The organism is uncultured Duncaniella sp., assembly GCF_910578445.1.
GTDB lineage: Bacteria > Bacteroidota > Bacteroidia > Bacteroidales > Muribaculaceae > Duncaniella.
This window is the reverse complement of sequence record NZ_CAJTQC010000016.1, coordinates 30,822-43,243: the sequence shown is the minus strand read 5'-3', so window position 1 is coordinate 43,243 and position 12,422 is coordinate 30,822. Positions and strand designations below refer to the sequence as shown.

The following is a 12,422-nucleotide window of genomic DNA, read 5'->3' as shown; positions in this document are numbered from 1 at the left end:
GAGATTGCTACAGAAACAGACCTGTATTCTTCTACTTTTTTTACACATAAAAGCTTCTAATCATCACTTCTCTCATGTTTCCATCATCACCCGGCCCTATCGGCGTATTTGACTCAGGCTATGGAGGCCTGACCATCCTCAAAGAAATCCGCGAGACACTTCCTGAATATGACTATATCTATCTTGGCGACAACGCCCGCACTCCATATGGCACACGCTCTTTTGATGTAGTCTACGAGTTTACGCGTGAAGCTGTCAATGCGCTTTTCGAGCGCGGTTGCCATCTCGTCATCCTTGCATGTAACACTGCGTCGGCCAAGGCGCTCCGTTCAATCCAGCAGAAAGACCTTCCGGCTTGGGACGCTTCACGGCGTGTGCTTGGTGTGGTCATCCCGACAGTCGAAGCTCTCGGGTCAATCACGAAGAACGGAAATATCGGTGTCCTCGGTACGCCGGGAACAATCAGTTCGGGCACTTATGACATAGAGATTGCCAAGTTCTTCCCGCAGTTCCGCACAGTCTCCGTCGAGTGTCCCATGTGGGTTCCGCTGGTGGAGAACCGCGAATATGATTCGCCCGGGGCCGACTATTTTGTCGAGAAATATGTTGAGGAGCTTTTCGCCCAAGAGCCCGATACCGACACAATCATCCTCGGATGCACCCACTATCCATTGCTCATCGAAAAGATCCGCCGTCAGGTCGCCGGACGTGCCACCATCGTCACTCAGGGCGAACTCGTTGCCGCAAGTCTGAGCGACTATCTTAAACGTCATCCTGAAATGGACGAAAAATGTACCCGTGGAGGCGCATGCACATATCTCACCACCGAGAATGCCGGACGTTTCGCATCGCTTGCCGGAACGTTCCTACAGACACCTCTTCAGGCTACACACGTAACGCTCTGAATTTTTTCAAAACCATCATTATTCACATCCTCTTGATTACCCGAAAGTCAGCATTACGTCTCCGGCTCATAGAGACCTTGGCGTTTATCTGTCCTGTCCTTTTCTTCACATCCTGCTCCGACGACAATACGACCGTCAGTGCAGGGACGGGACGTCTGTCGCTCAACATAGAAATTGACAACACGTTTTACTATCCTGACGGTGCGGTAGTCGGAGCTCCCGTTTTTTTGTTGCCTGAGGTTGATCAGGCCGGTGTCTTCATGCGGTCTGTCGCCGGAGCGTATTCGCATGTCTGGCCGTCGTTCAAGGATTTTCCGCAAGATGACATATATTACACCGGCACTTATTATCTTCAGGCATTCTATGGCTACGAACAGGAGGGTTTTGACCTTCCATACTACAATGCCGTGGAGAATATCGACATTCTTCCCGGAAGGACACAGCAGACTGACATGACGCTCCGTCCTGTCAGCACGGCCAACACCGTGACTTTTGATGCGGAGATGTCGGCCTGTTTTAAAGCAGTCCGGGCTTATTTGCATGCTGACGGCGGAGGTTATTTCGGCTACGACACTGCTTGCGACGATATTCTTTATCTTCTTCCGGGGCACACGTCGGTCTATCTTGAACTGACCCTGGCCGATGGCCGTGAGGTGGGCTACAAGGCTTTTGAAATCGGGAAGACCGAGAGCGGTGTGTTTTATGAATACCGGTTTTCTCTTGACTGTAGCGGAGACGACCCTGTGGTCACTTGTACGGTCGGTTCGGAAAGTGTATCGCGTACACTTGACAGCGTCTTTGTTTCAGCCCTTCCTCCGGAACTGACCGCTTATGGCTGGACTCCTGATGAAATATATGTCCTGCCTGAAGGCGAAATCCCCGATGAGGCAGTCAGAGCCGACATCAGTTCGTCAGCTGAACTATCCCATCTCTACTTTACGGTAAATTCCCCCTACCTGAATTCGGTCGGAGTCCCTCGTCAGGCCGATCTGCTGTCGCTCTCGGCAGAGGAGGCTGAAATCTTCTCCGCCTATGGCCTGAAATGGTCTTCATCAGCTCGCAGAGCCGAGATTGATTTGTCGGCATTTATGGGCAATTTTGTCTTTCTGAACGAGGCTCAGGCCATAAGCACTATCGGTCTGATGGCCGAGGATGTTGACGGGCGTGTGGGCAATCCACTGATGCTGACTGTCGAGACACGGCCTATGGAGATTGTGGTCGATTCGGTTTCTTCAGCAATGGTCGGCGCGACGACAGCTGTTATCCGCGTGGCTACACTTGCCGATGATTTCGCCTCTCATGTCGCGGTCGAGCTGCTCGACAATGGCAAGTGGCATCCGGCAGAGATAGTATTGGTCGGTGAGATAGCCGACGGCATCTATGACATTTCCTTCGCAATTCCGCCCGGAAGCGCTGACCTTAATGCCCGGATTCTCTATTGTCAGGAGGTCAGGGGAGAGGTGTGCATCTCTCGTTTCATGCCCGATTTCAGTCTGGAGTTCGATGCTTTCGCCACCTATGCCCGGGTCAAGGTCATCGCCGATACTCCTGAGCTTATATCTGCCGTGGCCAACGGTCTCGACATCTATCTCAATGGCAGCCGTGCGAGCGTGCTTTATCGCGACACGGAAGAGGGGATGGTTGTCATTACAGGTCTTGCTCCTTCGACTTCCTACACATTGACCGCGACCATGATGCGTAATCCCGGCAAGGATGATTTCACATCGCCTGTCAGGCTATCGACAGAGTCAGATCCTTCGCTACCGAACGATGAATTCGAGCACCGCAAGGAAGGTGTCTCCTATAAAAACCTTCCGAGCGGAGGCCGCTACTCACAGACGACGGTAGCTATATTCAACTGGCAGAATCATCAGACTTTCAGTCTTCAGGTCCCGAGGGAATGGGCCAATACCAATGCCAAGACGTTTTCAACACGCTCATCAAACCATAACACTTGGTACATGCAGCCGTCTGTCTATTCTGTCCCCGGCGACACGGAGGATGCAAGCTTTGCAGTGTGTCTGCGCAGCGTTGCTTTTGATGTTGACGGAGCTATCATTCCCGACTACACCCAGACCGGGCAACCATATCTGCAATATTCACCTATCATTCCTGAAATTAAGTCGCGGGCGGCCGGAAAATTATTCCTTGGTTCATATTCGTTCAATCCGTTGACCCTGGAAGAGACCTATGACGATATTGTCGACTGGCGTTCGCGCCCCATGTCGCTCAACGGATATTATAAATACAATCCTTCACAGGCCGACACATCTGACAGTGGCGTTGCCATAATCGAGGTCTATGGAAACATCGACGGTGAAAGGCGTGTCATAGCATCTGCTACAGCCTACCTGCCGGTGGCCAACAGCTATACAGCTTTCAAGGCTTCGCTGACATATGATTATTTTGGTGTGAAGGCTACAGGACTCAAGGTCATGTTTGCATCGTCGGCTGCAATAGGCACAATCGCTGAGGAAAGTGCAGCCATTGCAACCGCACCCGATCCGGTCAAGGGCGAGTCGGTCGGAAGCACTCTATGGCTTGACCATGTCACTCTCTCATATTGATCAGTGGGCGGAATCCGGCATTAAGCTACAATTAGAATTAATTAAATATTTAACCTTATGAAAAAAATTCTCCTTCTTGTTCTCCTCGCAATTCTTATTTTCGCCAGTGCTCCAACCTATGCCTCGCAATGGGATATAAACAATATTCTCAATAATCTCGGAAAAGGTTCTGCTACCACCCAGCAGACCGATTCCTCACAGTCAAAGTCAACGGCAGGCGGGTTAGGAAATTTACTTTCGGGTGTAGCAAATAAATTTGGTATAGGCTCGTCAAATCTTACAATCGGTAAACTTGTAGGAACATGGCGCTATTCAGGTCCGGCTGTGACATTCAAGAGTGACAATCTTTTGCTGAAGGCTGGTGGTGCGGCAGCAGCTTCTCAGGTGGAAGCTAAACTTGAGCCTTACTACAAGACTGCCGGTTTTACATCGCTGGTGATGACAATAAATGAGGATTCGACCTTCACTTTCAAGGCGCGCCTTATGACTCTTAACGGAACTATCGCGCGCGATGAAAAATCCGGTAATTTTATCTTCACTTTCATGGCGCTCAAAAGCATCAATATCGGTTCGATGGAGAGCTATATCGTCATGAATGGTGACAAGATGGAGCTTACGTTTGATGTCAGCAGGCTTATGGTTTTGATTGAAAAGGCCGGAAGCTTAACCGGTAATAATACAATCAAAGGTGTGTCTGTGCTACTCAATCAGTATGATGGCATGACGGCCGGATTCGAGTTGCAACGCCAGAAGTAAACATTTGCTTCTGTTGTTAATTCATCCTTATTTATAAAATCTCTCTCTGTACCATGGAAAAATTAGTGAATTATAAAGAAATAGAGAATGCCGTCATCGAGTTACGCGGTTTACGTGTGATACTCGATGCTGATGTAGCGCGCCTTTATGGCGTTGAAACAAAACGTGTCAATGAAGCTGTCAGGAATAATCCGGATAAATTTCCTGATGGCTATATTCTGTCACTCGATAAGATTGAAACCGAGAATTTGCGGTCGAAATTTTCGACCGCAAATCTTTCAACCAAATCGAGGGTTTTGCCTAAGGCTTTTACAGAAAAGGGTTTATATATGCTTGCCACAATTCTGAAAAGCCCTGTTGCAACGCAGACCACAATCGGCATTGTCGAGACATTCGCAAGGTTGCGCGAATTGTCACGGACTGTGTCAGCTCTGACGACTGTTCCGGCAGATACCGACGAACGGAAATCACTCATGGTGCAGAGCGGAGAGATTCTTGCCGACTTGCTTGACGATAGTCTTTCGACCACGGATTCTGAAACAACTTTTGAACTGAATTTTGCGGTTCTGAAGCTGAAGCACACAGTCAAACGCAAAAAGAACTGAATAGTGAATTAAAAAAACGGATGTTGTCTCGTCCTATGGTCTCGATAATAATTCCGGCGTTCAATGCCGAAAAATATCTCCGGGAATGTCTCGACAGTGCGGTCGGACAGACCTGTCATGACATTGAGATAATAGTGGTCGATGACGGTTCGACTGACTCTACCGGCCGTATTATTGCCGAATATGCCGCACGCGACAGCCGTGTGAAACCTCTCTTTCAACGGCAGTCGGGCGTGTCTGCCGCGCGTAATGCAGCCTTGCGTGTTGCCGGTGGGGAATGGGTCAGCTTTCTTGACAGCGACGATGTGCTCTATCCTCGGAGCATAGAAATGCTCCTCAATGCGGCGCTTGACAGCGGGTGTGACCTTGTTTACGGAGGATGGCTGCGCGGAGTGGAGTTCAGACCGGTTGATGAAGCGCGGACTGATGTCAGACCTCGCGTCTGCGACAGGCTTGATGTCATTGAAAAAGTGCTCTATCAGTCCGAAGGCATCGTGCCAGCTCCGTGGGGAAAACTCTACAGTCGCGAGTGTCTCCGTGATGTGTGTTTCGATGAGGGATGTATCTACGAGGATCTTGATATTTTCTATAAGGTCGAGGGCCGGAATGGAAAAATAGCCCTGATTGATGCGCCTGTCTATTTCTATCGTGACACGCCCGGCAGTCTTACGAATCAGTTTTCTCCTGCGCGGCTTGATGTGCTCAAGGTCACATCGCGTCTTGAGGACTTTATGGCCGTGAGTTATCCGAGTCTTCTTCCGGCTGCGCGCGACCGCCGGTTGAGTGCCTGTTTCAACATGTATTGTCTGCTTGCCATACATGACCGCGCGGGTGAGCATGCGCATGTTTCGCGCGAATGCTGGGAGCTGATTAAACGCTATAGATTGGAGAGCCTGAAAAATCCGCGTGTCAGACTGAAAAATAAACTTGGAATCATCATTTCATATTTAGGTGAGCGCGTGTTGAAAGCGGTAGCACCGTTGGTCTACGGCAGTAGTAAGAAAAACAGTTGAGGTAGTAAGAAAAGATAGTAAGAAAAAAATTATGAAGGTTGTTACTTTAGACAACAGGCGTTTTGCTGTAGCCTGCCGGATGCTTGCCGAGGTGGTCGCAGGCGAAAAATTTGTGCCTGAGCTTGTGGTTGGCATACGGACAGGAGGCGAATATGTGGCAAGAGAGATTCTTGGTGAATTTCCGGATGCGCAGTTGGCTGTGGTGGAACTGCAGCGGCCTTCGACTCATCATAAAAGCCTCGTGGCGGGTTTGCTCCCAATGCTTCCTTCACGCATCCTTGACTTCATGAGGATTGCCGAGTCGCGTCTGCTTGCTCTCAGACCTCGCAGAAGGGTAGGGCGTGTCGAGATTCCGGCTGAAATAACCTGTCTTAAGGCGAAGAGAATTCTTGTGGTTGACGATGCAATCGACAGCGGTGTCACGATGGAAGCCATCGTCGGTTCACTGCGTGAGGCGTGTCCGGCGGCACAGGTGCGTTCGGCTGTGATAACCGTTACCACCACCCGGCCTCTGATTTCTCCGGACTATGCACTGTATCGTAACAAAACATTAATACGTTTCCCATGGTCAATGGACATGAAAGCCTGATGCACGCTGACAGGGATGTCCCGTGTGTCATTGTAGACCTTGACGGCACTTTGCTTCAGGGCAATTCATTCAGGATGTTTATCCGCTGTCTGGTAGGACATCTCAAAGGACGCGGTGAGTACACGACGCTGGCTAAGGTGTTGGGACTGCTTGCCGCCAGAAAAGCCGGAGTGATAAGCCATGTGGCAATGAAATATCCGATTCACCGCATCGGCTCTCAGGAGATGACGGAAAAAGATCTGGCGGAATTTGCATCGCAGCTTGTCGGCTCGCTTAACACCCGTCTCATGAGTGAGCTTGAGCTCCTGAGGACGGAAGGTTCAAGGATTGTGCTTGCTACGGCCGCCCCCGACCTCTATATACCTTATCTGTTTGAACATCTGAATTTTGATGCATGGATAGCAACTCCGCTGAGCGATTCGTATGGCAGCTATGTCGAAGCACGCGGAGAGGCCAAACGACGCCTTGTCTGTGCACTTGCCGAGGAAAGGGGATGGAATGTGGAGGCGGTGGTGACCGACCATGACGATGATCTGCCATCGTTGCTGCTGCCGTTCGTGCGCCGGATTCTGGTCAACCCTACTGCGACGCTATGTGGGGCGCTTGATTCCGCCGGACTTGAATATGAAACGTTTTTGGGATAGGGTATTCATATTGTAATCAATTAATATCATCTTATTGTATAGAAAATTTGACATAATTTTAATAAAAATTGAAGATTTTATTAAAATTATTGTTAACTTTGTTGCCATCTTATTGTAATCTATATACCTATTATCGTAATAGAAACCTCACGATACCTTTGAAAAGTCATTGTAATTAATTATTTATTTATACCACTCATTATTACATCATGGAAAACAGAAAGATGTTAAAATCAGAGGGGATAAAAGGCTTCAGCCGAAATATTCTGACTCTGATTCTGGCAGTGATGGCACTTGTGGCCACTGCCCAGACAAAATCTGTCACCGGCACGGTCATTGACGAAGCCGGTGAAGCGGTAATCGGTGCGAACGTAGCGGTTCAAGGCACCAAAATGGGCACAGTCACCGATATAGACGGTAATTTTGCCTTAAACAACATTGCCGACAATGCAGTGCTCGTCATCAGCTATGTCGGTTATGTCACAGAAGAAGTCCCGGTTGCGGGCAAGAGCGTCATCAATGTTACTCTCAGGGAAAACCGAGAGATGCTTGATGAGGTAGTAGTTATCGGCTACGGTACAGTGAAGCGTAAAGACCTCACAGGAGCTGTCAGTTCGATGAAAAATTCGGATGTTGTCGTAGCTCCGACAAACAATGTGATGGAAGCCCTTTCAGGCAAGGTGGCCGGTATGGACATCACTAAGAGCAGCGGTGAGGTAGGCAGCGATGTCAGCATCCTCCTGCGTGGTTCGCGTTCGATTTACGGCAGCAACGAGCCACTTTTCATCATTGACGGTCTCCCCGGCAGCTATAATCAGGTGAATCCGAGCGATATCGAGTCGATTGATATTCTCAAGGACGCATCCTCGACAGCTATCTACGGTTCAGCCGGTGCGAACGGTGTGATCATCATCACTACCAAGCGAGGAGAGGAAGGCAAGGCTGTGGTCAACTTCGACGCCTACTATGGATTCAGCGGCGACGCCAACTACAAGCATGGCATGATCGGTGACGAATGGGTAGCTTATCAGAGCGAAGCCTACAAGTACACAACCGGAAACTATCCCTCGGATATGAGCACTCTGCTTGGCAATCCGATCTACACCGATGCCTACAATCAGGGCAAATGGATTGACTGGGTCGACCTCGTTTCGGGCCATCGTGCGACCACTCAGAAATATGCGCTTTCTGTAAGCGGCGGCACACAGAAGACCCGCATCTTTGCTTCGACATCTTATGCGAAGGAAGAAGGCCTGCTTGAGAACGACAATATCAACCGCTACACTCTACGTCTCAACATCGATCAGGAAATCAACAAGTATGCTACAATCGGTTTCACAAGCAACCTCACTTATTCAGACCGTAACCGAGGTGTGAAGAATACTTATACAAAGTCTCTCACATCGTTCCCTCTTGGTGATGCTTATGACGAAAACGGAAAACTTAACCACGAGTATATAAACGGTCAGTATTCTCCGATGGGTGACTTTATCGAGAATCAGTATGCCAACAATACAAAATCGACCTATATCAACTCAATCGGTTATCTTGAGCTTACTCCGATTACCGGCCTGAAACTCCGCTCTCAAATCAGCACAACCCTCTCTGACAGCCGTCTCGGCCAGTACTGGGGCAGTCAGGCAAACGCAAACCAGCCTTCGTATGCTTCATCACCCTACGCACAGAAGACTCACAGCAACGGCTGGGCATATACTTGGGAAAACATCCTCTCATACAATGCCGACATCAAGGACCATTCGTTCGGCGCTCAGTTCATCACATCTTATAATAAGAACACAAACGAGCAGACTATCGCCGGCAGCGGCGGCTTCCTCGTTGACTCATGGCAGTATCACCGTCTTCTGTCAGGTTCGACAAGCCCTTACACATATTCCGACTATTCCCGCACACAGAAAATGTCGTATGCGTTCCGTGTCAACTACAACTACAAAGGCCGCTATCTCCTGACGTTCTCTAACCGCTGGGACGGTGTCAGCTGGTTCTCTGAAGGCAGCAAGTGGGATTCGTTCCCCGCAGGCGCTGTCGCATGGCGCATCTCAGAGGAAAGCTTCATGGAAGATACACGCAACTGGCTTGACAATGCAAAACTTCGCGTGAGCTACGGTGTCACCGGTAACTCAGGCGGTACAGGTGCTTACGTAACCCAGAGTCAGGCATATCTCTATCCCAACGCCGGTGTGACCGTGGGTGGCGTTCCCGTTCAGTTCGCACAGTACACAGGTACGTTTGCCGGTAGCAATCTCGGCTGGGAGAAATCATACAACTGGAACGTCGGCCTTGACTTCGGCGTGCTCAACAGCCGCATCGACGGATCAATCGAATGGTTCAAGACAGACACCAAGGGCCTTCTCTACAAGCGCACAGTGCCCATCACCGACGGTCTCACCGGCTGGGGCTCACCCCTTTCGAGCTGGCAGAACCTCGCACGCACAGAAAACCATGGCGTCGAGCTTACAATCAACAGCCGCAACATCGTGACCAAGGATTTCAGCTGGTCGACTACTTTCACCGCGACTTGGAGCAAGGAAAAAATCAAATCGCTTCCCGGCGGTGACCTCATCAACGAAAACCTTTTCGAAGGCCACCCGATCAAGACTATCTACAGCTGGAAATATGCCGGTATCTGGGGCACTAACGATGACCCTGAGCTCATGAAGAAACTTGGTGTTGAACCCGGTTTCCTCAAGATTGAAACCATTGAGAAAGATGGCGACGGTGGTGTACACGCCTATGGCGACAATGACCGTCAGATTCTCGGTCATCAGAACCCCAACTGGATTCTCGGTCTTAACAACACCTTCCAGTATAAAGGATTCGACCTCTCTGTATTCATGATGGGTCGCTTCGGTCAGACAATCAGCAGCGACCTCCTCGGCTACTACACAGCAGAAGATTCACGTACCAAGAACCAGCTTGCCGGCACAGACTACTGGACAGAGAGCAATCAGGGCGCTTACTATCCTCGCCCCGGCACAGGAAGCAAACAGAGCAAGTTCTATCCGGCTCTCCGCGTAGTTGATGGTTCGTTTGCCAAGATTAAGAACATCACTCTCGGCTACACACTGCCGCAGAAGCTGACCCGCAAGGCCCTCATCGAACGCCTCCGCGTATATGGAACCGCTTACAATCCCTGCATCATTGTCAATGACAGCAAGCTCAAGGGTACTGACCCTGAGACCGGCGGTTCGGATGCATTCCCGACATACAAGCAGTTTGTATTCGGTATCAACCTCACACTCTAATCCCATAAAACGAAATTAATACAATGAAACGTAAATTCTCAAATATACTTTGGGCCTGTGGAGTGAGTGCGACACTCCTGATGCAGTCCTGTTCACTCGATGAGGTAAACCCCGGCGGTTTTACCCTTGAAAACCTCGGCACGACTCCTGCCGGTTACGAAACACTCATCAACCAGTGCTACTTCGGTCTCGAACGCCAGTTCTACAACGGCATTGATTTCATGGGCTTCATGGAGGGTAATACCGACCTCTGGACTGCCAAGACCAATCAGATGGGCCAGAACGACAATGTGTTCAAGTTCTTTGCAGGCGCGCCCAACCAGACTTTCACAAACGCATTGTGGAACGCCGCATACGACGGTATCGGTGCTTGCAACCTTGCTATCGAGACTGCTCCCAACTGCTCGTTTGCGACAGACGCAGAGCGCAATGCCAAAGTGGCCGAGGCACATTTCCTCCGTGCCGTCTACTACTACAATCTCGTTGAAATGTTTGGCGGTGTCGTGAAACTGACAGCCGTGCAAAAGGCCAACAACTATTCGCCTGCGCGCACAGACGTGCTTGAGATTTATCGCGATGTGATTATTCCTGACTTGCGTTTTGCAGCCGAATGGCTTCCGGTCGGAAATTATGACGCTGATGCCAATCCTACCAAGAAATCCGCTCTCGGCTATCTTGCAAAGGCATGTCTTGCGACCCGTCAATATGACACCACTGAATTCCTTCAGGAAGGCTTCGATGTGGCCAAGAAACTTATAGCTGACTGTGAAAACGGCGGAGCTGACTACATGACATACATGTATGCAGATTTCGACGATGTGTTCAAAGAGGCCAACAACAAGTCAAACAAGGAGGCTCTCTGGAAGTACACCGTCTTCGGCGGCAAGACCCACGGTTCAAGCAACGGTAACTACCGTACAAACCGCAACGACGAGCACTTCCTCTGTCAGCTCAACCACTTCGGCGCGAGAATCGATAATCAGGCTGTACGTCTTGCATGGGACGGCGGTGTGCAGGGCGACTTCATGCCGACTCAGCACCTGCTCAGCCTCTATGTGCAGGACAACGGTACGCTTGACCCCCGTTTCCACAAGCTTTTCATCACTGAGTGGACGGCAAATCAGGAGTATAGCTGGACCGACGGCGATGCTTCACGCTACGGCAAGAATGCCTCAAAAGTAGGTGATAAGATCAATGTCGGTGATCTCGCAATCCGCTTCGTGATGCCGCAGGATGCAAATTATGCGTCGGAAGTAGCTGCCAAGGGTACATCGAATCATCTTCTTATCGACTATAAGGACGTGTATGACGATTCCAAGAAGGGTATCATCATGACCGCCGGCGAAGGTGAAAACCACTACCGCTATTACTATCCGTCGCTCAACAAGCATGCAAGCTCCAATTACTTTGTGGCCAATGCAAGCAAGATGCGCAACGGAAATCTCAACGGAGTGATGCCGATGCGTATGGCCGAGATTTATCTGATTGCTGCCGAATACGACATCGTCCTCAACGGTGGCGGACAGGCTATGGGCTATATCAACAAGGTGCGTCAGCGTGCCGGTGCAGCTCCTCTGTCGGGAGCGGCTACAATCCGCACTGTCCTTGACGAACGTGGCCGCGAGCTTTGCGGTGAGTTCACACGCTTCTTCGACCTTAAGCGCACCGGTATGTACAAGGATGCAAGCTATCTTCAGTCAACATTCCCCGAACTTGCCGGTTACTTCAAGCCTGAATACGCCCTGCGTCCGATTCCGAGCAATTATACAGACGTGATCTCCACAGGTGCGCTGTTCATTAATCCCGGATATTGATTCAGTTCACGATAGTGTCTCTGAATCGCAAAATGTAAATATTAAGAGCTATGTCATGTAATATTAAGTGAATTGATATGATTCTTGTTGCACTGAAACACGATTGAGACACACCTAAAGGCCTGAACCTGCCTTTAGAATTTGACTACCGTGACCCTTTGTGTGCATGCCGTCGACCGATGGCATGCACACTGTTTTTTATCCCGATCGGGCTACTTTTTGGATTAATCTATGCTTATAATAATGTTTATTGGCGAAATCTTTGT

At 49.9% G+C, this 12,422-nt stretch carries 9 protein-coding genes; all 9 read left to right on the top strand.

Going from position 1 to position 12,422, the window contains the following annotated elements; translation table 11 throughout:
• Positions 1-74 precede the first annotated feature (74 nt).
• The 9 genes from murI (at position 75) to QZ311_RS07835 (ending at position 12,156) form a co-directional block, all read left to right on the top strand.
• Positions 75-905, top strand: a complete 831-nt coding sequence (gene murI, locus QZ311_RS07875) for a glutamate racemase (RefSeq protein WP_297066382.1) — start codon at positions 75-77, stop codon at positions 903-905.
• Positions 906-937: 32 nt separating this feature from the next.
• Entirely contained in the window at positions 938-3,472 is a 2,535-nt protein-coding gene (locus QZ311_RS07870; RefSeq protein WP_297066380.1) for a DUF4493 domain-containing protein, read from the top strand.
• Between the two features lie 57 nt (positions 3,473-3,529).
• Complete coding sequence (locus QZ311_RS07865; RefSeq protein WP_297066377.1) at positions 3,530-4,228, top strand: DUF4923 family protein; 699 nt, start codon at positions 3,530-3,532, stop codon at positions 4,226-4,228.
• Positions 4,229-4,281: 53 nt separating this feature from the next.
• The gene (locus tag QZ311_RS07860; RefSeq protein ID WP_297066374.1) at positions 4,282-4,833 is read left to right on the top strand and encodes an ORF6N domain-containing protein; all 552 of its coding nucleotides are present in this window, start codon (positions 4,282-4,284) and stop codon (positions 4,831-4,833) included.
• Positions 4,834-4,868: 35 nt separating this feature from the next.
• Positions 4,869-5,846, top strand: coding sequence for a glycosyltransferase family 2 protein (locus QZ311_RS07855; protein WP_297066372.1), 978 nt, complete (start codon positions 4,869-4,871; stop codon positions 5,844-5,846).
• Positions 5,847-5,877: 31 nt separating this feature from the next.
• Positions 5,878-6,435 carry a phosphoribosyltransferase family protein gene (locus QZ311_RS07850; RefSeq protein WP_297066370.1) on the top strand — a complete coding sequence of 186 codons (558 nt, stop codon included), beginning with the start codon at positions 5,878-5,880 and terminating at the stop codon, positions 6,433-6,435.
• Complete coding sequence (locus QZ311_RS07845) at positions 6,411-7,079, top strand: HAD family hydrolase (RefSeq protein ID WP_297066367.1); 669 nt, start codon at positions 6,411-6,413, stop codon at positions 7,077-7,079. Before QZ311_RS07850 ends, QZ311_RS07845 begins: the two co-directional genes overlap by 25 nt.
• Before the next feature lie 209 nt (positions 7,080-7,288).
• Complete coding sequence (locus QZ311_RS07840; protein ID WP_297066364.1) at positions 7,289-10,342, top strand: TonB-dependent receptor; 3,054 nt, start codon at positions 7,289-7,291, stop codon at positions 10,340-10,342.
• 23 nt (positions 10,343-10,365) lie between these two features.
• Positions 10,366-12,156, top strand: a complete 1,791-nt coding sequence (locus tag QZ311_RS07835) for a RagB/SusD family nutrient uptake outer membrane protein (RefSeq protein ID WP_297066361.1) — start codon at positions 10,366-10,368, stop codon at positions 12,154-12,156.
• Positions 12,157-12,422: the final 266 nt, after the last annotated feature.